Origin of the sequence: Actinomadura sp. J1-007 (assembly GCF_009793335.1) — a bacterium.
In the GTDB taxonomy this organism is placed as follows: Bacteria; Actinomycetota; Actinomycetes; order Streptosporangiales; family Streptosporangiaceae; genus Spirillospora; species Spirillospora yumaensis.
This window is the reverse complement of sequence record NZ_WING01000001.1, coordinates 7,124,979-7,144,093: the sequence shown is the minus strand read 5'-3', so window position 1 is coordinate 7,144,093 and position 19,115 is coordinate 7,124,979. Positions and strand designations below refer to the sequence as shown.

24 protein-coding genes, 1 tRNA gene and 3 pseudogenes are annotated in these 19,115 nt (G+C 70.9%); 17 read left to right on the top strand and 11 right to left on the bottom strand.

The genetic code is table 11. The features are described from left to right. Nucleotides 1–244 precede the first annotated feature (244 nt). Both GEV43_RS32460 and GEV43_RS56480 read left to right on the top strand, forming a co-directional pair. Nucleotides 245–1,183: a tyrosine-type recombinase/integrase gene (locus GEV43_RS32460; RefSeq protein WP_160823925.1), complete on the top strand. Its 939-nt coding sequence runs from the start codon at nt 245–247 to the stop codon at nt 1,181–1,183. 124 nt (nt 1,184–1,307) lie between these two features. Further along, nucleotides 1,308–1,628 (top strand): transposase, encoded by a 321-nt coding sequence (locus GEV43_RS56480; RefSeq protein ID WP_160823924.1) that lies wholly within the window; start codon nt 1,308–1,310, stop codon nt 1,626–1,628. A gap of 40 nt (nt 1,629–1,668) precedes the next feature. On the opposite strand, the gene GEV43_RS32450 is transcribed toward GEV43_RS56480, so the two are convergent. Then, on the bottom strand, nt 1,669–2,397 hold the full coding sequence (locus tag GEV43_RS32450) for a hypothetical protein (RefSeq protein ID WP_160823923.1): 729 nt from the start codon (nt 2,395–2,397) through the stop codon (nt 1,669–1,671). 132 nt (nt 2,398–2,529) lie between these two features. Between GEV43_RS32450 and GEV43_RS51625 the strand changes: the two genes are divergently transcribed. Genes GEV43_RS51625 through GEV43_RS32440 form a run of 3 tightly spaced genes read left to right on the top strand, consistent with a single transcriptional unit; the run spans nt 2,530 to nt 4,363 of the window. After that, nucleotides 2,530–3,000: a hypothetical protein gene (locus GEV43_RS51625; protein ID WP_241683122.1), complete on the top strand. Its 471-nt coding sequence runs from the start codon at nt 2,530–2,532 to the stop codon at nt 2,998–3,000. Further along, nucleotides 2,940–3,695: a sensor histidine kinase gene (locus GEV43_RS32445; protein WP_309240062.1), complete on the top strand. Its 756-nt coding sequence runs from the start codon at nt 2,940–2,942 to the stop codon at nt 3,693–3,695. The genes GEV43_RS51625 and GEV43_RS32445 overlap by 61 nt, the downstream gene beginning before the upstream one ends. A 5-nt stretch (nt 3,696–3,700) precedes the next feature. Then, complete coding sequence (locus GEV43_RS32440) at nt 3,701–4,363, top strand: response regulator transcription factor (protein ID WP_160824917.1); 663 nt, start codon at nt 3,701–3,703, stop codon at nt 4,361–4,363. On the opposite strand, the gene GEV43_RS51620 is transcribed toward GEV43_RS32440, so the two are convergent. The 3 genes and pseudogenes from GEV43_RS51620 to GEV43_RS56475 all read right to left on the bottom strand — a co-directional run. Continuing rightward, on the bottom strand, nt 4,316–4,654 hold the full coding sequence (locus tag GEV43_RS51620; RefSeq protein WP_309240061.1) for a hypothetical protein: 339 nt from the start codon (nt 4,652–4,654) through the stop codon (nt 4,316–4,318). The two genes, GEV43_RS32440 and GEV43_RS51620, sit on opposite strands and share 48 nt — an antisense overlap. Nucleotides 4,655–4,830: 176 nt before the next feature. After that, nucleotides 4,831–5,217, bottom strand: a pseudogene (locus GEV43_RS32430) (TIGR03086 family metal-binding protein); the annotation flags it as partial. Further along, nucleotides 5,145–5,369, bottom strand: a pseudogene (locus GEV43_RS56475) (maleylpyruvate isomerase N-terminal domain-containing protein); the annotation flags it as partial. The pseudogenes GEV43_RS32430 and GEV43_RS56475, both read right to left, overlap by 73 nt. A 94-nt stretch (nt 5,370–5,463) precedes the next feature. Here GEV43_RS56475 and GEV43_RS54120 point away from each other — a divergent pair. Continuing rightward, on the top strand, nt 5,464–6,207 hold the full coding sequence (locus GEV43_RS54120) for a helix-turn-helix domain-containing protein (protein ID WP_206681368.1): 744 nt from the start codon (nt 5,464–5,466) through the stop codon (nt 6,205–6,207). A 556-nt stretch (nt 6,208–6,763) separates the two neighbouring features. On the opposite strand, the gene GEV43_RS32420 is transcribed toward GEV43_RS54120, so the two are convergent. Then, nucleotides 6,764–7,645 carry a methyltransferase domain-containing protein gene (locus tag GEV43_RS32420; protein WP_160823921.1) on the bottom strand — a complete coding sequence of 294 codons (882 nt, stop codon included), beginning with the start codon at nt 7,643–7,645 and terminating at the stop codon, nt 6,764–6,766. 65 nt (nt 7,646–7,710) lie between these two features. Beyond that, nucleotides 7,711–8,658, bottom strand: a complete 948-nt coding sequence (locus GEV43_RS32415; RefSeq protein WP_160823920.1) for a LysR family transcriptional regulator — start codon at nt 8,656–8,658, stop codon at nt 7,711–7,713. Nucleotides 8,659–8,813: 155 nt separating this feature from the next. Between GEV43_RS32415 and GEV43_RS32410 the strand changes: the two genes are divergently transcribed. The 4 genes from GEV43_RS32410 to GEV43_RS32395 all read left to right on the top strand — a co-directional run bounded on the left by GEV43_RS32410 (nt 8,814) and on the right by GEV43_RS32395 (nt 11,236). Then, nucleotides 8,814–9,668 carry a zinc-binding dehydrogenase gene (locus GEV43_RS32410; RefSeq protein ID WP_309239956.1) on the top strand — a complete coding sequence of 285 codons (855 nt, stop codon included), beginning with the start codon at nt 8,814–8,816 and terminating at the stop codon, nt 9,666–9,668. Next, the gene (locus tag GEV43_RS32405; protein ID WP_160823918.1) at nt 9,665–10,657 is read left to right on the top strand and encodes a S9 family peptidase; all 993 of its coding nucleotides are present in this window, start codon (nt 9,665–9,667) and stop codon (nt 10,655–10,657) included. Before GEV43_RS32410 ends, GEV43_RS32405 begins: the two co-directional genes overlap by 4 nt. Then, a complete protein-coding gene (locus GEV43_RS32400) occupies nt 10,654–11,034 on the top strand; it encodes an SDR family NAD(P)-dependent oxidoreductase (RefSeq protein WP_160823917.1) in 381 nt (126 codons plus the stop codon). Before GEV43_RS32405 ends, GEV43_RS32400 begins: the two co-directional genes overlap by 4 nt. A 64-nt stretch (nt 11,035–11,098) precedes the next feature. Beyond that, nucleotides 11,099–11,236: a hypothetical protein gene (locus GEV43_RS32395; RefSeq protein WP_160823916.1), complete on the top strand. Its 138-nt coding sequence runs from the start codon at nt 11,099–11,101 to the stop codon at nt 11,234–11,236. On the opposite strand, the gene GEV43_RS32390 is transcribed toward GEV43_RS32395, so the two are convergent. Continuing rightward, entirely contained in the window at nt 11,227–12,348 is a 1,122-nt protein-coding gene (locus tag GEV43_RS32390; protein ID WP_160823915.1) for an NAD(P)/FAD-dependent oxidoreductase, read from the bottom strand. The two genes, GEV43_RS32395 and GEV43_RS32390, sit on opposite strands and share 10 nt — an antisense overlap. 550 nt (nt 12,349–12,898) lie before the next feature. On the opposite strand from GEV43_RS32390, the gene GEV43_RS51610 reads away from it, so the two are divergent. The 4 genes and pseudogenes from GEV43_RS51610 (at nt 12,899) to GEV43_RS32370 (ending at nt 14,996) form a co-directional block, all read left to right on the top strand. Beyond that, complete coding sequence (locus GEV43_RS51610) at nt 12,899–13,297, top strand: transposase (RefSeq protein ID WP_241683121.1); 399 nt, start codon at nt 12,899–12,901, stop codon at nt 13,295–13,297. After that, nucleotides 13,242–13,627 (top strand): annotated as a pseudogene (locus tag GEV43_RS56470) (hypothetical protein). The gene GEV43_RS51610 and the pseudogene GEV43_RS56470 overlap by 56 nt, the downstream one beginning before the upstream one ends. An 11-nt stretch (nt 13,628–13,638) precedes the next feature. Next, nucleotides 13,639–14,040 carry a hypothetical protein gene (locus GEV43_RS32375; protein ID WP_160823913.1) on the top strand — a complete coding sequence of 134 codons (402 nt, stop codon included), beginning with the start codon at nt 13,639–13,641 and terminating at the stop codon, nt 14,038–14,040. Nucleotides 14,041–14,078: 38 nt separating this feature from the next. Next, on the top strand, nt 14,079–14,996 hold the full coding sequence (locus GEV43_RS32370) for a hypothetical protein (RefSeq protein ID WP_160823912.1): 918 nt from the start codon (nt 14,079–14,081) through the stop codon (nt 14,994–14,996). A 415-nt stretch (nt 14,997–15,411) separates the two neighbouring features. On the opposite strand, the gene GEV43_RS32365 is transcribed toward GEV43_RS32370, so the two are convergent. After that, complete coding sequence (locus GEV43_RS32365; RefSeq protein ID WP_160823911.1) at nt 15,412–15,858, bottom strand: hypothetical protein; 447 nt, start codon at nt 15,856–15,858, stop codon at nt 15,412–15,414. Nucleotides 15,859–16,155: 297 nt separating this feature from the next. Between GEV43_RS32365 and GEV43_RS32360 the strand changes: the two genes are divergently transcribed. Then, nucleotides 16,156–16,602 (top strand): class I SAM-dependent methyltransferase, encoded by a 447-nt coding sequence (locus GEV43_RS32360; RefSeq protein ID WP_206681367.1) that lies wholly within the window; start codon nt 16,156–16,158, stop codon nt 16,600–16,602. Nucleotides 16,603–16,697: 95 nt separating this feature from the next. On the opposite strand, the gene GEV43_RS32355 is transcribed toward GEV43_RS32360, so the two are convergent. Then, nucleotides 16,698–16,769: transfer RNA gene (locus tag GEV43_RS32355), tRNA-Val, on the bottom strand. 658 nt (nt 16,770–17,427) lie between these two features. Here GEV43_RS32355 and GEV43_RS47380 point away from each other — a divergent pair. After that, complete coding sequence (locus GEV43_RS47380) at nt 17,428–17,736, top strand: hypothetical protein (RefSeq protein ID WP_175250179.1); 309 nt, start codon at nt 17,428–17,430, stop codon at nt 17,734–17,736. Nucleotides 17,737–17,903: 167 nt separating this feature from the next. Here GEV43_RS47380 and GEV43_RS32345 read toward each other — a convergent pair whose 3' ends face one another. After that, nucleotides 17,904–18,203 carry a PGPGW domain-containing protein gene (locus GEV43_RS32345; RefSeq protein WP_309239955.1) on the bottom strand — a complete coding sequence of 100 codons (300 nt, stop codon included), beginning with the start codon at nt 18,201–18,203 and terminating at the stop codon, nt 17,904–17,906. Then, complete coding sequence (locus GEV43_RS51605; RefSeq protein ID WP_241683119.1) at nt 18,200–18,370, bottom strand: hypothetical protein; 171 nt, start codon at nt 18,368–18,370, stop codon at nt 18,200–18,202. The genes GEV43_RS32345 and GEV43_RS51605 overlap by 4 nt, the downstream gene beginning before the upstream one ends. 308 nt (nt 18,371–18,678) lie before the next feature. On the opposite strand from GEV43_RS51605, the gene GEV43_RS32340 reads away from it, so the two are divergent. Then, nucleotides 18,679–19,098, top strand: a complete 420-nt coding sequence (locus GEV43_RS32340) for an SsgA family sporulation/cell division regulator (RefSeq protein ID WP_160823910.1) — start codon at nt 18,679–18,681, stop codon at nt 19,096–19,098. Nucleotides 19,099–19,115 lie beyond the last annotated feature (17 nt).

Genomic DNA, 19,115 nt, shown 5'->3' with positions numbered 1-19,115 from the left:
GGTACGTCCGGTGCCCGGAGTGCTGCTGCCGTGGCCAAAGCAGGAAATGGCCGGGCGCTCACCGGCCCTGCGGGCCCGGCGGGTCTGATCGCCACGAACAGGTGGCAGGTGTGAGGATCAACTCCAGGGCCGACCAGAATCGTCCCCGCTGCCCGGCCGGCCATCTGGGCCACAGCCCCAGGACGGTACCCCGCAACGACGCTGAGTTGCGCACCCGCCTTCGGTCGCGAGGTTTCCGGATCTGATGAGCGCTCGTGCCGTTCCTGTCGCCGGTGTCACCCTGGCCGAGGCGGCCGACGCGTTCTTGGCCCGCCGCGACCTGGACACCGACACGCTGCGCTCCTACGGCCAGACGATGCGGCGGCTACGCCGCGAGTTCGGAGACCCCGCTCCCCTGGCCCAGGTGACCGCAGAACAGACCGCCACACTGTTCGACCATGCGTGGGGCGACGCTGCCGCGCGCACCTGGAACCGGCACCGCTCGGCCCTGCGTTCCTTCTGCGCCTGGGCGGCCGCGCCCGGCCGCGGCTGGATCACCACCGACCTGGCCGCACTCATCGAACGACGCCCCGAGCCCCGGGACCGTACGCGCGCCATCGATCGGCACATCATCACCGCGCTGCTGGACCGCCGCGACGTGCCGCTGCGCGAAAAGACACTCTGGCGGCTGGCCTACGAATCAGCCGCCCGCGCTGATGAGGTCCTGGCACTCAACATCGAGCACTTGGACCTGGACAACAAACGTGGCCGCATCCTCGGCAAAGGCGGCACCACCCGCTGGATCCACTGGCAGTCGAGCACCGCCCGCCTGCTCCCGCGCCTGATCAACGGCCGCACCAGCGGCCCGCTGTTCCTGGCCGACCGGCGCCCCGCGCCCGCACGAATGCCTGCCGACGCTGATCTGTGCCCCCGCACCGGCCGCGGCCGGCTGTCGTACGAACGCGCCGAGTACCTGTTCAAGCAGAGCACTAAGAAGCACGACCGGCGCAAACGCGGCTTCACTCTTCACCAGCTCCGCCATGCTCGCCTCACCCACCTGGCCGAGGACGGCTGGTCCGCCCCGATGCTGATGGGCCTCAGCGGCCACGCCAACATTCGTTCCCTGGCGATCTACACCAACGTCACAGCCGAAGCCGTCGGCGCCGCCCTCGCCAAACAAGACCCCGCCCGCCGCCCCCGCTGACCGCACTCGCCACATCAGGGCAGGTCTTCGCCCGCTGGGCGCGCGCCGGGGTCGTCGCCCGCATCCGCGACCAGCTGCGCGCCTGTGCCCGCGCCCGCCACGGTTACGCGCCCAATCCCGTCGCGTGCTGGACAGCCAGACCGTCCGCGCCGCCGAGACCGTCGGCAAGGCCGGCCGCGGCTACGACGGAGCCCTGGTCACCTGGACGGGCTCGTTCCTCAACCTGTCGCTGGCGATCGCGTCCCGTCCCGCCGGCATTCCGGGGTTCGTGGTCGTCCCGCGCCGCTGGGTGGTCGAGCGCACCCTGTCCTGGCTGGTGCGCGCCCGCCGCAACGTCCGCGACTACGCACGCCTGCCCCAGCACTCCGAAGCCCACCCGACCTGGGCAGCGACCACACTGATGACCCGCCGCCTGACCCGAGCCCTAAGGGCCGGAGCGCCTTGATCGAGCACAGTCCCGAGACCGATCCCGCTCCCAAGGCGAATCATCCCAGCGAAGAGACGAATCCCAGGGTCGTCACCGCCAGGGCGGCGATGCCGAACCAGGCCAACGACCTGCGGGCGGGGCGGGGGCCGTCGCGGAGGGTCGCAAGGCCGAGCGGGACGAGCGCGACGCACAGTCCCGCCGTGCCGACGATCGACAAGGGCGTGGTGCCCTTCAGGATTCCGAGGGGCAGGAGCGCCATGAGCGCCAGTGCGAGGCAGCGCATGGGGCCGAGCACGCCGGAGCGCCAGGCCCCGACTGCCAGCACGAGCCAGCCGAGCATGATCGCGAATGAGGCGTACTGGAAGATGTGGAACGCCTGGTAGGAGCCGGCGACGGCGGTAGTGGCCGACCGTCGTCCCTGCGTGTCGACGAGTTGGAAGGCCAGATGGTCCGCTCCGGCGTGGAAGGTGCGGGCGAAGAGGCCCAGCAGGGCGAGGCCGCCGCCGAAGGCCGCCAACGTCGGGCGGGTGGCGGCGATGCGGGTGGCCAGGGCGCTGACGGCCGGGCACAACGCCACGGTTCCGGCGGCGAAGCAACTGTAGGACGCCGTCATCAGCGTCGGGTGCCGGTCGTAGGCGGCCAGCTGGTCGGGGAAGAAGAAGTGGAACCTCGCCCGCAGGAGCACCCCGGCCAGCAGCAGGACGGGCCCGAGCACCAGCGAGGTCCCGGCGAGCCACCGTCCCGGGAACGCGAGCGCGAGGTGTGTCGAGGGTTGCGTTGAAGACATGCCCCACAGGCTGCCCGCGCGGCACACCTCGGCGGATCGGCCCGCGACCGACAATCCTGGTTCAGCCCGGCGCGGACACCATCGGCCGGCAGGGCGGCACGGTCCTCCCCGGGGATGATCCATCCTGGTCTGATGCGGCAGGTGACCTGCGCCGATAACGTGCGTTTGGTGGATGAAGCCGATTTCTCGGCCCGCCAGGCGCAGCGGCTGCGCCGGGGCCGGCTGCGCGCCCTGGACGTGCCGCTGGCGGCCGTCATGGTCGCGGTGGACGTGGTGGTCGCCGGGAACATGCTCAAGGACCGGCCGGACTTCACCCTGCCCTTCCTGGCGTCCTGCCTGGTGGCGGTTGCGCTGGGCGCGATCATCGCGGTGCGGCGGCGCCGGCCCCGGCGTGCGCTGACCGCGGCGGCGGCCCTGTCGTGCGTCGCGGCCGTGGCCGGCGTGCTGTGGGATCCGTTCGCGGCGACCGCGCTCGTGCTGTGCACCGTCGCGTCCATCGAGCCGCCGCGGCGGTCGCCCAGCTCGTCCATCCCCGGTACGGCCTGCCGGCGGCCGCCGGGTGGACGGCCGCGGCCTGGCTGCTGCCCGCCGCCGGGTGGCTGACCGGCCACCTGCTGCGGCGCCGCAGGTGGCACGCGGCCCGCCTGGCCGAGCAGCGGGCGCGCCGGATCCTGGCCGACGAGCGGCTGCGGATCGCCCGCGAGCTGCACGACGTGGTCACGCACGGCATGGGGTTGATCGCCGTCAAGGCGGGCGTCGCCAACCACATCGCCGAGGCGCGCCCCGAAGAGGCCCGCCAGGCGCTGCGGGTGATCGAGACGGCCAGCCGCGACGCCCTGGCCGAGATGCGGCGTCTGCTGGACATGCTCCGCCAGGACTCCGCACCGGACACCGACCTCACCCAGCCCGGCATCGGCGGATTCCAGGACCTGGCCGAGCACGTCCGGGCCGCCGGAGTCGAGGTCGAACTCACCGTCTCCGGCGAATACGATCTTCCCGAAGCGCTTCAACTCACCGTCTACCGGATCGTCCAGGAGGCCCTCACCAACGTGGTCAAGCACGCCGCGCCCACCCGCTGCCGGGCCACGGTGGACATCACGACCCACCAGGTGAGCATCCAGGTCACCGACGACGGCGCGAGCCGCCCGCCACCTCGACCGGGCTCCGGCGGACACGGACTGGTCGGCATGCGCGAACGCGTCGCGATGTACGGCGGGACCTTCACCGCCGGGCCCCGTCCCGAGGGCGGCTTCGCGGTCACCGCCACCCTTCCGCGCCCCCACGGCGGCGTAAGGTGACCGAACTGATCCACGTCCTGGTCGCCGACGACCAAGCGCTGCTGCGCGGCAGCTTCCGCGCCCTCATCGACACCACCCCCGACCTCACCGCCGTCGGCGAGGCCGCCGACGGCGCCGAAGCCGTCGAACTCGCCCGCACCCTGCGGCCCGACGTCGTCCTGATGGACGTGCGCATGCCCCACCTGGACGGCATCGAAGCCACCCGCCAGATCCACCAGGACACCGGCACCCCGCACGTCCGAGTGCTCATGCTCACCATGTTCGACCTGGACGCCCACGTCTTCGCGGCCCTGCGCGCCGGCGCCGCCGGCTTCCTGCTCAAGGACACCCCACCGGCCGACCTCCTCAACGCCATCCGCGTCGTCGCCGCCGGCGAAGCCCTCCTGGCCCCCACCGTGACCCGCCGCCTCATCGCCGAATTCGCCCGCCGACCTCAGACCGAACGTCCACTCCCGCGCGCCCTGGACGGCATCACCGACCGGGAACGCCAGGTCCTCACCATGGTCGCCCGCGGCCTGTCCAACACCGAGATCGCCGACCACCTGCACCTGAGCCTGGCCACCGTGAAAACCTACATCGGCCGCCTGCTCTCCAAACTCGGCGCCCGCGACCGCGCCCAACTAGTCATCACCGCCTACGAATCCGGCCTCGTCACTCCCGCCCCTTAACCGGGTCTGCTCCACCCACGGATAGGGCACCCGCGCGACGGCGGCCGTGGCGTGCACGCGGTCGTACGGCGCGCCGGGCGGCCAGCCTGCGGCGCCGTCACCCACGACCAGGCGCGGCGCATGTCCCGCGGCCTTGAGGTTGGCCGCGGCCTGGTCGGCGACGGCCGGATCGACCTCGACGCTGAGGATGCCGGCGCCGAACTCGGTCAGCAGGGCGGCGGTCCACCCGGTCCCGGGGGCACGGACGAAAGTCCCAGCCTCACAGTGACGAAACGGCCCCGGAACTGGCAGGCCCCCGGGCTCTTGTTCGTTACGGAGGTCGGTCTTCTGTGACCGCTGGGCCGAAGGGACGGGCGCCAGGAGTGTGCCTCGGCCCCGGGGCGGGTTCGTGGTGGTGTTTCAGCGCCGGTGGTTCAGGCTGCGGGGCGGGTGATGTGCCCGGTCGATCCGGCGTGACCGGTCGGTGATTACGCCCAGGCGGGATCACGGCCGGTCAGGCCGAGGATGCGGTCCAAGGTGGGTGCGTCGGCCGGCACCGCGACCTGCGGTCCGTACATGCCCATCTCCCGCCCCTGCTCCACGCTGGCGAACACCGTGTCGTGCAGATGCGTCAGCAGGTCGGCGGGCAGTTGCAGGCGCTGCCCGGTGGCGACCGCCAGGTCCCAGGCGTGCATGGCCAGCTCGCCGGTGATCATGTCGCCCAGGACGGGCGCGGGCAGCGTGTGCGGTGTGCCCATGCTCGTCTCGCCCTCCCAGGCGCTCGGCGGCGCCCACGACGAGGTGATGTCGTCCAGCAGCGCGAGCAGGCGGCCGCGCCAGTCGCCGGCCGCCAGGTCCACATCGGACTCGGCGGCCGCCGGCTGCGGAACGGACTCCTTGCGGCCGCCGCCGGCGAGCGACGGCCCCAGAACAGCAGGTGGTTGACCAGTGCCCGCACGTCGTACTCCGTGCACGGAGTCTTGTTGGAGAGCTGGTCGTCGTTGATGGGGCGGGCGACTGCCGCCATGGCTTCGGCAGCGTTGAACAGATGCGACATGGCGAGGAGGCTAGGTGGCGCGCGCCGGAGGGGTATTGGACAAAGGCGACATACACTTTGCCGTGTGGGGCGGGACGTTCGTGAGCTGCGCGGTGCGTGGACCAGGTATCAGCGCCACACGTTCCACGACCCGTCGCCGGCGCTCGCACCCTGGGTGGAGCGGTACTGGGAGGCTCGCTGGGACTACGCCGAGCCCTACCGGCAGAAGATCGTGCCGTACCCGAATGTGCACCTGTCATTGGGCGGCGGCCGTGCGGACGTCAACGGCGTGTGCAGCGGCTACCGGATCAAGATCCTTGAGGGCCGCGACCACGTCTTCGGTGTCGCGTTCCGGCCGGGCTGCTTCCGCCCGTTCCTCGGTGCCTCCGTTTCGACGATCACCGACCGCGTCGTCCCGGCGGCCGAGGTGTTCGGCCCGGACCTGCCCACGACGCTCGACGTGCCGACCGTGGACGCTTTCCTGCTGGAGCACCTGCCGGACGACGACCCCCGGGTACGCCAGGTGGTGGCCGCGGTCGAGCTGATCGCCAAGGACAAGGCCGTGACCAGGGTCGAACACCTTGCTGGCGAGCTCGGGCTGAGCATGCGGGGGCTGCAACGGCTGTTCGCGGAGTACGTCGGCATCGGGCCCAAGTGGGTGATCCGCCGCTACCGCCTGCACGAGGTGACCGCACGCATGGCCGCCGGCGGGGCGATCGACTGGGCCGCGCTGGCGGCCGACCTCGGCTACGCCGATCAGGGCCACTTCATCCGCGACTTCAAGGCCATGTTCGGCGAGCAACCGACCTGGTACGCACAGCGGTACTAGCCCGCCTCCCCGGATTCGACGTCCCGGCGAGGGAACAGGAGCCTCCGATGTACGAGGGCGCCGGGTCGGCGACTGCGCTCAGATCGGCCCGGGTGGGGTCTCGCGCAGGTCACTGCGCCAGGGGCTGACGGCCCAGTTGCTTGCCTTCGGCAACATCGGGGTGGTCGTCTTAGAGGTGATCGCCTACCGTGCAGGTCGGGACCTTTGTCGGCCCCTCCCCGCTGCCCGGCGGAGAGTGGAAGATGATCTCGCTGGCGTGGAATTCGGCGGTCCGGGGCTTCACGTCGCCGCTGATCAAAGAGTTTCGTCAGCGGCCCTCCCGATCTCCAGCACCCGATCACGGGACCGCGCCTCCAGCAGCCCGAGGAACTCGCCGACGACGCCCGGCGCCGACAGCGAACTGGTCGGGGGCCCGGCCGCCGCGTCGGCGGCTACCGCGCCGTCATCGCGTTGGGTGATCAGGGAGCCGTCGGCGTAGACGGCCGCCCACCAGCCCTCGGGCGCGGACCGCCGGTGGACGGCCCACTCCGGCGTCGGCTCCGTGGTCGGGGCTGAATCACCCGGCGTCGGGGGCGAACAGGTGCCGGGGCACGGCCCGCATCGCGGCCGCGACCGAAATGCGATCGGGGCGCTCAAGCCACGCTCTGATGCCTTCGGTGTCCACCGTCAGGCCGAAACGCTCCCGCCCGGGTCGGCCCCAATCCACCCACCATTGCCACGCCGCCACCAGTTCGTCCCACAGATCGCGGGTGCCGCGCTGGGTGACCTCGGCGGTCCGCGTCCCGGCCGGGTGGATCGCCAGAGCGTGCGAATCGCCGTCACGTTCGCGCAGCGCCAACCGGAACGACCCGTCGACCGGGTTCACGGACCCGCCGCCCTCGACCCCGGGCAGGAGCGCGGCCGCTGCGACGTTGAACCCCTCCCCCGCCTCGGCGAGCCGCTGCGGCGGCACCGTCGCCGGTGACTCCCGCTCCTCGCCCTCGATCGGCCGGACCGGTGTCCGCTGGGCGCGCAGCGGCATGAACCCGCACGGCTCCCCGATCGGCCCGGACGCCGTGCCGTCCCCGGCGACGGTGAGCCGCACCAGATACCCCGACGCATAGCCGGGCATCCACGGCAGCACGACCACCCCGCCGGGACGGGTCTGCTCCACCCACGCGTACGGGATCCGCACCGTCCCGGCCGTGACGTGCACCCGGTCGTACGGGGCGCCTTCCGGCCAGCCCAGGGTCCCGTCCCCGACCATCACCCGTACGCCCTCGATACCGGCCGCCCGCAGATTCTCCGCCGCCCGCTCGGCGAGCGCAGCGTCGATCTCCACGCTGACGACGTTCGCCGCGCCGACCCGGCGCGCCAGCAGGCCCGCCGACCATCCCGTCCCCGTCCCGACCTCCAGGACGCGATGGCCGGGACCGACTGAAAGACACCGGGAAGTCATACGTCCAGACGCGCCACGTCTCGTGCGGCTCGGCGGCCCGTGCCAGCGGCACCAGGACCTCCCGCTCATAGCGAGCGGGGTCTTCCAGGATCGCTTGTGGGTGGTTCGGGCAGCCAGTCGCGAGCCGGGTCGTACTCCAGCCATCGCCTGCGCCCGGCTTCTCCCGCGCAGGCGGCGGTGAGGCTGGTCAGTCCCGGGTGCCCGTTGCCGGTGCGCCACAGCAGTGACCAGGCGTACAGCGGCGTGGGATCGACGAGGGGGACGGAACTCAGTCCGGGGACCTCCGGCAGTGGCACATCCGCAGGTACCAGCGAGAAGCGTCGCGGCTCTTCCGCCACCTCGGCAAGGAAGTGGGCAAGCCCCAGGTTGACGCTCGTCGCCGTGTTCTGGATGCCGAACCGGTCGGCGAACCGGTCGAGGAAGTCGAGCCGGTTCAGCGGGCCGGGCGCCCACAGCGTGCTGCCGCGCAACTGGTCCGGTCGCAGCGCCGGTTCGGCTGCGAGCGGATGGTCCTCGCTCAGGACGGCATCCACCGGCTCGAGGCGGACGAGGCGGTGGGCAAGGCCGGCGGGCAGCGGGGGGTGGACGCGACCGAAGGCCGCGTCGATGTCGCCGCGCAGCAGTGCCGTCGTCACCGACGGCAGATCACGCCCGTGCCCCAACGTCAGCTCTCCGGCCCGTCCGGCGACCTGGGCCAGCGTCCGCATCGGCGCAAAGAGGTGACCCCAGACGTCCACCCGCAACGGATCGTCCGTGCCGACCACTGCCGCGACAGCGGCGTCGGCGGCGGCCACGACCTGCCGGGCCGGCAGGAGGAAACGCTGTCCGGCCTCGGTGAGGCGTACGCTGTTGCCGCCGCGCCGGAACAGTTCGGTACCGAGCAGGGATTCCAGCCGCGCGATCCTCTTGGACAGTGCCTGCTGGGAGATGGCGACGGTTCCGGCCGCCCGCCCGAAGTGCAGTTCCTCGGCGGTGCGCACGAAGGCACGTACCTGCGCCACGTCAAGATCCATGGCGCCCACCATAGGTGACAACCGAACGTTGTCGGCTGTGCTCGTTCGTTGTTGGATCGTGGGGCGGCCGCGGGGGTTGCATCCTCCCCATGCAAAGACTGATTCCCACGGGGGAAGCGGCGCGGCCGGTCGCCTTCGCCGAGGTACCCCAGCCCGTGCCGGAGCCCGATGAGGCCCTGATCAAGGTCGAGGCGATCGCGCCGAACCGGGGCGAGACCTTCCTCCTCGAACGCCCCGGGCCGAGGCTGCTGCCCGGCAAGGACATCGCAGGGCTCGTCGTACAGGCGGCGACCGACGGCTCCGGCCCCGGCATCGGCACCCGCGTGGTCGGGCACCCGGCGCAGGGCGGTTGGGCCGAGTACGCCGCCGTGCCCACGCACTCCCTCGCGGCGCTCCCGGACAGCATCGACAGCGTACGGGCGGCGGCTCTGCCCCTGGCCGGGATCACCGCCCTGCGGCTGCTGAGGACGGCCGGTTTCCCGGCCGGCCGACGGATGCTCCTGACCGGCGCCTCGGGCGGCGTCGGCCACTACGTCACCGAGCTGGCTGTCGGCGCGGGAGCCGAACTGACCGCGGTGACGGCCACACCGGTACGCGGTGAACGGCTCGCGGAGCTGGGCGCGACGGTGGTGCACGAGGTCGCGGCGGCTCAGGGACCGTTCGATGTCGTGCTGGAGTCCACGGGCGGGCCGGATCTGCCCGTCGCCCTGTCGAAGGTGCGCCCGGGCGGCACGCTCGTCTGGTTCGGCCAGGCGAGCCGCACCCCGGCGACCCTTGACTTCTTCCAGCTCCTCGGCGGGCCCGAGCGCGTCACGATCCAGCACTTCCACTATGCGGGCGCCCCGTACGGCTCCGATCTCGCAGCCCTGGTGAGGCTCGTGGAACAGCGCCGGTTGCACCCGGAGATCGGCCGCGTCACCGACTGGGCACGGACCGCGGACACCCTGGTCGACCTGCGAGAGCGCCGGATACGCGGCAAGGCCGTCCTGCTGACCGGAGGAGCACGATGAGTGCCACCGAGTTCGCCGCCGCCCAGTGGACACGCGCCACCGGAACGGGCGTGGACCCTCACGAGTACCGGCGCGTCACCAACGGCCTCGCCTGCGTCGCCGACTGGGGGCCGTCCTTCCTGCGTACCGGACACGACCACCTCCGGCGTGCGCAGGACGCGGCATCACCGCTCTCGAAGGGTGAGCACCTCCTGATGGCGGCCCGATGGTTCCACCTGGCCACCCTGGCGCCGTACCCGGAGGCACATCGTGCCGCCGCCGAGGCGGATCACGCCTTGGGCCGAGCCCTCACCGTGCTGGAGCCCGATGCGCGGCGGGTGAACGGCGAGGGATTCACCGGCTGGCTGCGCGGCCCCGCCGACGCGCCGGGAACCGTGGTCGTCGTCCCCGGCCTCGACTCGGCCAAGGAGGAGTTCCTCGATCTGATGTCCGCGCTGCTGGCCAGGGGTCTTGCGGTGTTCGCGATGGACGGCCCCGGACAGGGCGTGCTCGCGGCCACCACCACCTTCGTCCCGGACTACGAGCGGGTGGTGGGCCGGGTCATCAACGCCCTCGGCGTCGCACGCATCGGGCTCGTCGGCCTGAGCCTGGGCGGTTACTTCGCGGCCCGGGCCGCGGCGCTGGAGCCGCGCGTGGCGGCCCTCGCCACCGTCAGCGGTCCCTTCCGCCTCGACTGGGAGCGACTGCCTCCGCCCGTACGGGACATCATGGCCATGCGCACCGGGGGTGCCGACGCCGCCCACGAGTTCGTACGCCAGGTTGACCTCGCCGCCCTGGCACCCCGCATCACGGCCCCGCTGCTGGTCGTGGACGGCGACCAGGATGTCATCCCCGGCGTGACGAACGGGGAGCCCCTGGCCCGTCTGGCCCCGCACGGCAGCTACCTGTCCGTCCCGCACGGGGACCATCTCCTCGGCAACGCGCGGCCCGACTGGCTGCCCCACCTCAGCGACCACCTCGCTCACACCCTGACGGGAACACCGGTATGAACCGCTTCACCGACAAGACCGTCCTCATCACTGGCGGCACCAGCGGCATGGGGCTGGCGACGGCACACCGCCTCGTCGCCGAAGGCGCCCACGTCATCGTCACCGGCCGCACCCGCGCACGGCTTGACGCGGCCGTCGAAGAACTCGGCCCCAGTGCCTCGGGCGTCGTGGCCGACGCCGCCGACCTCGGCGCGGTGGACGCGTTGACGGAGACCGTCCGGGACCGTCACGGCCGGCTCGACGGCCTCTTCGCGAACGCGGGCACCGGCACGTTCCTGCCGTTCGAGAACATCACCGAGCAGGACTTCGACCATGGCATCGACGCCAACTTCAAGGGCGTGTTCTTCACTGTCCAAAAGGCGCTGCCGCTCCTGTAGCAGCCCTCTGCCGTCCGGGTACGGCGCCCGGACGGCATGCCCCTCGCGCCGGTCAAACCACGGCGTGCCCGCGACCACCGGCCGGGGCGCCGCGGATCGACCGGCACCGGACCACATCGTCGAGCAGCGCGGGCTCGGCGTCATGCCGGCCACGATCCGCCAGCGGCTCAAGATCGCGAAACCGGGCTGGTGTCAGGAGTGATCGAACAGTGTGACTACGCTCTGCGGTGCTTGCGGACCGAAGAAGATCTCCAGGTTCTTCGCCGAGCGGCCGGCGGCGTCGCTACTGCGCGGGAACAGCCGCTCTTCGTAGGCGGTGAGCGCGACCTCGGTGTCGGGTTGCTCAACCAGCTCGCTCGCCAGGTCGGCGCCGTCGTACATGGCGAGGTTCGCACCCTCGCCGGCGAAGGGCGACATCAGATGCGCGGCGTCGCCGACGAGCGTCACGCCGGGCACCCTGTCCCATTTGAGCCCGACGGGCAGGGCATGGATGGGTCGGAGCCACGGTTGCGCGTCGCTTTCCGTCACGAAGGCGGTAAGCAGTGGCGACCAGCCGTCGAACTCGTCGGCAAGTCGGCGAAGGCCCGCGGACGGGTCGCCGAAGTCGATCGACATCATCCACCTCTCGGGCTTGTTCAGCGCCACGTATCCGCGCACGTGCCCGTCGGCGTAGCGATGGGCGATGATGCCTTTGCCCGGCGCGACCGCCATCAGCGTGCCGCTGCCGATCGCGGCCACGCTCGCCCGGCGGTCCTGGCCGCCCGGGGCGAGGGCGATCTCGATGAAGCAGGTCCCGCTGTAGGCGGGCTTGGCGGAGGTGAGCAGCGGACGCACCTTCGACCAGGCACCGTCCGCGCCGATGACGATGTCGGCGCGCGCGGCGGAACCTTGCGCGAAGGCGAGGTCGTAGCCGCCCTCCGGACGGTGCCGGATCGAGGCGAGCTTGTGATCCCACCTGATGGTCCCGGGCGCGAGCGAGTCGATGAGCAGGCGCCTGAGCTCGCCACGATCCACCTCTGGACGGGCCGAACCAGGATCCGCGGGCATGTCGAACAGGATCGTGCCGTGGCTGTCGACCACGCGCTTGGCGTCCTCGCCCGGGCGGACCAGAGCGAGGAACTCGTCGTAGAGACCGGCTGCGCGAAGCGCGACCTGTCCGGTCTCCTCCTGGATGTCGAGCAGACCGCCCTGCTCACGGGACGCCGCCGAAGCCTCACCTTCGTAGATCGTCGCGGCGACACCGTGAGCCTGAAGCACCCGTGCGAGCGTCAGCCCGCCCAGTCCCGCTCCGACAATGGCGATGGTCTTCTGCATTGTGCGCTCCTCTGTCGCGCCGACACGCGCCGGCGATGGTCAGCGCCGAAGGCGGGCCGGATGCCCGATCTCGGCAAGGAGACGCTCACCGATCAGAACCATCTGCATCGGTGTACGAACGATGTCCGCCGGGTGGACCCGCGGAACATCGCTTTTCGCGATCGTAGGAGTGTAACTCGGCACCGCCGGAGAAAATTTCGCCGCTGCTACTGCGGAATGTGGGCGAGCGGGCCGGGCAGCCGCAACGTCTCCCCCCACCTCCGAGTGGGGCCAGGAACCACGCGTACAACCAGCCCGGTGGTGGACGGTGCCGTCGTGAACGGGTGACCGGCGGTTAAGGTCGTTGAGGGGTTGAACCTTCTGGATGCGCGGGTGCGTGTCGAGGAGCTTGGGGTGTTGACCGGGTTCCGGGCGGAGTTCTACGGGTGCCTGACCGGACGGGCGGATGCGTGCTGTTTGAGCTGGCGGACGCGGTGTTGTGCACCGACGGGCCGGTCCGGACTCTGGTGGATCTGGCACTGGCGCCCGAGCATCGCCGTGGTCATGGGCGATGCACGACGCGTTGAATTGCGGGCGTATCGATGCGGAGCAGTTGCGGTGGGCGCTGGCCGCGCTGCCGTTGCCCCTGGCGGCCGATGGGCAGATCGTGCTGGCGGTCGATGTGTCGCCGTGGTTGCGGCCGGACGCCGACACCTCACCTGACCGGGCGTTCTGCCACACCTACGGCCGCAGCGAGAAGGCCAAGCACCAGATGCTTGCGCTGTCGGCGCTGGAGAAGCGGCTGGCACGCCCAACCCCTAGGGCCGGCCTGCGTCGGGCGCGGTTTCTGGACGACCGCTGGGAGCGTACGGAAAGCGCTTGCCGGTTGGAGGGAACTGGCCGAAGCTGGCGGGATGACCGAGGCTCGGGTGTGGGAGAAGGTCGCCATCACGGTACCGGACGGCGGTGAGGACGACCTTCGTTCGCTGAGTGACTGGCTGCGGCGTGAGGACGTACTGCGGGGACGGGTGGAGCTGGTTCGGGCGCCGGTGGAGCGCGGGAGATGGGCGCCGCGTTCGACGGGCTGGCCGTCGCGCTGGGCAGCGGCGGAGTGGGCGCGGTGCTGGCTCGTTCGCTGTCGGTATGGCTGCGGCACCGCACCGCGGACGTGCGCGTGAAGGTGACCCGGCCGGACGGCGGCAGCGTCGAGGTGACCGTGGAGCGGGCCCGTGATCCGGAGGCGGTCATCGAGGACGTCCGGCGGCTGACGGGTGAGGATGCGGACACCGGAACGGAGTGAAGGGGCGACCGGTGGTGCGACTCCCTGACCGGAGACGGTCCGCGGCGCTGCTGATCGGCACCGGAACCTACGAGTCCGGCCAGTTGCCCGACCTTCCCTCGGTGCACAACAACCTGGTCGCGCTGCGCGGCCTGCTCACGGACGCGGAGCGCGGCGTCTTCTCCCCGGAGCTGTGCGACCTCGTCGAGGACGTGCGCGAACCGCGCGAGTTGGGCGTACGGATCGCCGACACCGCCCGGTGGGCCACCGATGTGCTGCTGGTGTACTTCTCGGGGCACGGCCTGCTCGACACGCGCGGCCGACTCCACCTTGCCGTCACGGCCAGCAGCCCCGCGACGGTCGGCTACGGCGGCCTGCCGTTCGAACGGGTCCGCGAGGAGATCGCGGGCAGTCCCGCGGCCGTCCGCTGCTGATACTGGACTGCTGCTTCTCCGGCCGGGCGTTCGAAGCGATGGCCGATCCGTCCTCGCTGATGAGCGGCGAGCTGAACGTCGCCGGCACCTACACCCTCACGTCGACTTCGGCCAACGCGACCGCGCACTCGCCGCTCGGCCGCAGGTACACGGCGTTCACCGGGGAACTGCTGCGGACGCTGAACCGGTACCGGGCGGGCATGGGCGAACCGCCCACGCTGGACGCGCTGTTCCGCGAGCTGGACGCGGCCTGCGCGCGCGGCGGGATGCCCCGCCCCCAGCAGCGGGTCATCAACACGGCGGGCGATCTGTCCCTGCTGCGTCCCGTCGTGGCCGCCGATGCCACGACCGCGCCCCGCACCCTGGCCGGTGCGCCACCGCAGCCGATGGCCGGCGTGACGCCGATGGCCCGCTTCCCCACCGACCTGAACGGCGTGGGACTCGGCGAAATGTGCCTGTCCATCGCGGTCTTTCTGGCGTTCAGCCTGGTGCCGGGAGCGGTCGCCATGAGCCTGGGGAGCGGATGGTCGATCGCCGCGCACATCAGCGAGGGCGTCTTCATCACCTTCCTGGTCGTGCTGTTACTGGTGCCGCGAGAGACCCCCCGGCTGGTGCTGGATCCCAACGGGCTGGAGGTCGGCACCGAGAACGACACCACGCGCATCCCCTGGCGGCACATCACTCGCGTCGGGATCCGCGGCGTCCGGGTCGGCAGAGGCGATAACGCGACACTCCAGGATCACCTGCTGGCATGGCTGGCCGAGGGCTACACCCTGCCGAGGAAGGCGAAACTGCCCTACCACGAGGAGTTCGGCGCGTACGTGGTCTTCCCGGCGGTACCAGCCGCGGTCGGCGACCAGGAGGAGTTCATCGCAGCCGTGGAACTTTTCGCAGGCCCCCTGTGGGACCCCACCCGCGAGGACACCTCCGGCAGAGACCCACGGCTGGACGAGTAGAGACGGAGCCGCTACGACTGGTTTCGTCTGCGCGTATCGGCAACGTTCGTTGATGAGTTTGGGCAACGCCCTGGCCGTTGGGCTGCTGTGTTGATGAGTTCCAGCAACTCTCGGGCTCCCGGTGGGAGTACCGGCTGTGCCACCCGGCGTGAGGGGGGCGAATGGCGCGGCAGTCCAAGATCGGGCTGCACGCGGTCATCCGCCGTGACGTTCGGGACGGGCTGTCGATCCGGTGATGGGCCAGCTCGGCATCGGTGTAGTCGGTATGGCAGCGTTGCCGGGCGTGGTCCAGGGTCAGGGTCCAGGCGGCCGATCACGATGTGATCGGCGCATTCCACCGGCATACATCTTCCTGGCGGGCCTGTCCGCTCACCCGACCGCCGTGATCAGATGATCCCGGGTCGGATGATCTTGGTCAGATGACAAAGATGTCCAGCAGGACCTTGCAGAGGGGAAAGGTCAGGCCGCAGCAGAGCCACAGTGACCGCACGCGCCAACCCATGATCGCGCGGAATGCCGCGCAGGCGGCGAGCCCACACGCCAACGAGATGAACAGCTGCCAGAAGGTGAGAGGGTTGGAGTAATCGTCGATGGCCGTTCCCGGCCCTACATCGTGGTAGGCGCCAGGCGGCAAGGCCGCCACGGCGGAGAAGAAGAAACAGAACCCGGCGACTCCAACCCCGACGGCCAGCCGCACAACCCGCAGAAGGTACGCGTACCGCCGTGCGGCCTCCCACACCAGGTGCACCGAACCGGTCACGGCGAGGAACACCGGCGCCGACGCCCACAAGCCCAGACCGCCGACCTGGTGGACGATGTGCGCGAGGAGCAGGCCGAAGGGAAGGCTCAGCCAGATCAGCATCTGCTGGTCGCCCCTGCCGGTGTCACCCGTGTTCACCCAGCACCGCCCAGCCTCGTGGAAGTCCTCTGTCCGGGCCCTGCTGCGCCCTGGAGACGCGGACGGCATGGTGGGAGGGAGGCATCGCTCTCCATACCTCCATCCCAGCACGAAACCGCGGCCTACCTACTCTGTTGGTCCTTGTTCAGTCCGCAGATCGTCGGGCCACCTCCGAATCCCGCTGGGCATACCGGGTCGACTGCCTCGTGGGGTGGTCCTGGGAGCGCGGTGGGAACAGTGCTTCTGGCTAGGGTTTCGCTCGTGGCGAGCGGAACGGCGGGTGAGTATGACCGGGCAGCGCAGGCCGCATCGTTCGGCGCTGCGGCAGGCGCTTACGAGCCTGGGCGTCCGCAGTATCCGGCAGAGGCGGTGGACTGGCTGGTCGCCGGTACGGGGCACCGAGTGCTCGACCTTGGGGCGGGCACCGGCAAGCTGACCCGGCAACTGCGGGCCCGTGGGCTGGAAGTGACGGCGGTGGAACCATCGCGCGGTATGCGGGCGCAACTGGTCGCGGCGGTGCCTCAGGTGCGTGCTCTGGCGGGTAGCGGGGAATCGATCCCGCTGCCCGACAGCAGCTTCGACGCCGTGCTGGTGTCCCAGGCGTGGCACTGGGTCGACGCGCGCCGGGCCGCGCCGAGGTCGCCCGTGCCCTGGCCCCGGGCAGACGCCTGGGACCGGTGTGGAACGTCCGCCCGGTCGTTCTTGTGACCTCAGTTGGGTGAGAGGGAGATGATCTCCCAGAATCTCCCAGTCGATCAAGAAGGCCCTGCCGCTGTGGTGCGGGAGGGCCTGTGGGGTGGGGGTGGGCGATACTGGGTTCGAACCAGTGACCTCTTCGGTGTGAACGAAGCGCTCTCCCACTGAGCTAATCGCCCTGGCGGAGCGCGGTGAGGCGTTCCGACGTCCGAAACTCTAGCGCATGTGGCGGGGTGTTCGCGCCTCGTTATGGGGCCGCGTGGGCGGGGGTCTTGGTGCGGCCGCCGGGGTGGCGGTGGCGCCAGACGACGAAGACGGTGGTCGCGACCAGGGTCCAGACGGCGAGGATGACGAACGGGAGGACGTGCTGGTGGCCGCCGAAGTAGATGGCGGTGTGCTGGGCGTTGACGGAGGCGCCCGGGGGAGCCAGCGGCCGATGGCGCCGAGGGGGACGGCAGGAGGGGCCAGGAGACGGCGCCGCCTGAGGACGGGTTGCCGATGAGGACCATCAGGCCCCAGGTGGGGATCATGGCCCAGCGGCCGACGAGGGTGTTGAACATCGTGAAGACCATGCCGCTGCAGAACATGGTGAGGGCCAGGATGGCCCAGGATTCCTTGAACGGCAGGTCGAGGACGCCGAGGAGCCAGTCGACGATGGCGCAGATCGTGAAGCCGCCGAGTACGGCGTAGGCGGCGATGAACGCGATGCGTTCGCCGGCGTTGAGGGCGCGGGCGTGCACGCTGAGCTGGATCGCGCCCACGAAGCCGATGATCACGGCGGCGAGGGAGATGTAGAAGATCGCCAGGCCCTGGGGGTCGGACGACTGGAGCGGCTTGATGTCGCGGACCTGGACCGGGACGCCGACCTCGCGGCCCGCGACGGGGGCGGCCTCGACGAGGAGGCGGGCGACGGAGGCGCCGGCGGCGGCCGCGACGTCCAGGGTGGCGCGGGTGCCCTGGAGGTCGAGGACGGCGAACTCCTTCTGCTGTTCGACGGCCCTGCGGGCGGCGGCGTACGAGGAGTACGGGTGGACGGAGAGGGAGGCGTCCAGGCGCTTGTCGATGGACCTGGTGAAGTGGTTCGACTGCCCGTGGCCGGTGACGGCGACGGGGACGTGGTGCGGGACGGGGTTGGCGAGCGCGTAGCAGTACGAGCCCGCGAACAGCCCCGCGGCGGCGGCCAGGATGAACAGCAGGACCACCGCCGGGACGAACGGCGACTCGCGGAACGCGGCCCAGTGTTCGGCCGGGGTGCGGCGGCGGGCGTGTTCCGGAGTGAGGTGCGCCATACCATCACGCTAAGTGATGGACGATCAGCTCCAGAAGGTGAGGTCCTCGACGTTCCACGGCAGGTTGAATCCGTAGACGACCAGGTAGGCGATGACGACGGCGCCGGCGAGCAGGCCGCCGAGGACGGCCACGATGGTGTTGCGGCGCTTGGTGCGGGGGTCGAGCGCCTTCTCCTTGGCCCGTTCGGCGGCGGCCTTGGCGTGGTGCAGGGCGCGCTGGGCCCAGGCGAACTCGGTCGCCAGGATCGCGAGGCCCACGAGGATGCCGAGGATGCCGGGGCCGGGGGCGACCATCATCACCAGGCCGCCCGCGAGGACGGTCACCCGACGGTGAAGACGCCGATCCGCCACGTGGTGTTGAGCAGGGCGTTGCGGCGGATGGTCTCGCGGAAGCGCACGAAGACGTTGGGCTCGTCCTCGACCTGCGCGTCGGGCGGGGGGAGGTCCTCGCCGAGCGCCGCCGGGACATCCTTTTCATGGTTGATCGCCACGTTATTACCCTATGCCAGGAGGACGGCCGGTACGGCGGGTATGCCCCGCCGATCCTCACACACCCTGACGGCCGGTGTCGTCCTCCCAACGCCCGGGAGCCCCCACGGGGTTCCGTTTTCGTCCACTTTGCCCAGGTCAGAGAGCACTTTTGCGAACGTGAGATAGATCACATAGGGCAAGGGTGGCGGAATGTTCCCACAACTTCCCTCAGTTACGCGTCATAGATCGCGGGGACATCCGTGAGAGGGGATGAAGTTCCCACCGGAACGCCCGCGCGCCAGCGGGACCGACGTCTGAAGGAATGCTCATGAACAGCAGCACCACCGTCTCAGCGGAGCTGGGCCTTCGTCTCGTCGTCCCTGACCGCACGACCGTCCCCCTGCTCGCCGGGCTGGAGTACGCGGCCGACGACCCGTACGCCATCCGCATGGCCTTCTACGTCGGCGACGACGAGCCGGTGGAGTGGATCTTCGCTCGCGAACTTCTCACCGTCGGCATCGTGCGCAAGGTCGGGGACGGCGACGTGGAGGTGTGGCCGGCCTCGCCCGAGGACGAGAACACCCTCAACATCGCCCTGTCGTCGCCCTTCGGCAACGCGCTGTTCGAAGTGCCGCTGTCTCCCCTGGCCGATTTCCTGCACCGCACGTACCAGGCGGTCCCGGCCGGGCAGGAGTCGCAGTTCATCGACATCGACGCCGAGCTGGAGAACCTGCTCTGGCCCTCCTGATCCCGGAGGGGCCGGAG

Excerpts from the sequence above, each read along its gene's own strand:
- GEV43_RS32370 (WP_160823912.1), top strand. The coding sequence starts at position 14,079 with ATGGCCGATCCGTCCTCGCTGATGAGCGGCGAGCTGAACGTCGCCGGC.
- GEV43_RS51625 (WP_241683122.1), top strand. The coding sequence starts at position 2,530 with ATGCGGCAGGTGACCTGCGCCGATAACGTGCGTTTGGTGGATGAAGCC.
- GEV43_RS32340 (WP_160823910.1), top strand. The coding sequence starts at position 18,679 with ATGAACAGCAGCACCACCGTCTCAGCGGAGCTGGGCCTTCGTCTCGTC.
- GEV43_RS51610 (WP_241683121.1), top strand. The coding sequence starts at position 12,899 with ATGCACGACGCGTTGAATTGCGGGCGTATCGATGCGGAGCAGTTGCGG.
- GEV43_RS32400 (WP_160823917.1), top strand. The coding sequence starts at position 10,654 with ATGAACCGCTTCACCGACAAGACCGTCCTCATCACTGGCGGCACCAGC.
- GEV43_RS32405 (WP_160823918.1), top strand. The coding sequence starts at position 9,665 with ATGAGTGCCACCGAGTTCGCCGCCGCCCAGTGGACACGCGCCACCGGA.
- GEV43_RS32450 (WP_160823923.1), bottom strand. The coding sequence starts at position 2,397 with ATGTCTTCAACGCAACCCTCGACACACCTCGCGCTCGCGTTCCCGGGA.
- GEV43_RS32420 (WP_160823921.1), bottom strand. The coding sequence starts at position 7,645 with ATGACTTCCCGGTGTCTTTCAGTCGGTCCCGGCCATCGCGTCCTGGAG.
- GEV43_RS47380 (WP_175250179.1), top strand. The coding sequence starts at position 17,428 with ATGTCGCGGACCTGGACCGGGACGCCGACCTCGCGGCCCGCGACGGGG.
- GEV43_RS32365 (WP_160823911.1), bottom strand. The coding sequence starts at position 15,858 with ATGCTGATCTGGCTGAGCCTTCCCTTCGGCCTGCTCCTCGCGCACATC.
- GEV43_RS32415 (WP_160823920.1), bottom strand. The coding sequence starts at position 8,658 with ATGGATCTTGACGTGGCGCAGGTACGTGCCTTCGTGCGCACCGCCGAG.
- GEV43_RS32460 (WP_160823925.1), top strand. The coding sequence starts at position 245 with ATGAGCGCTCGTGCCGTTCCTGTCGCCGGTGTCACCCTGGCCGAGGCG.
- GEV43_RS32390 (WP_160823915.1), bottom strand. The coding sequence starts at position 12,348 with ATGCAGAAGACCATCGCCATTGTCGGAGCGGGACTGGGCGGGCTGACG.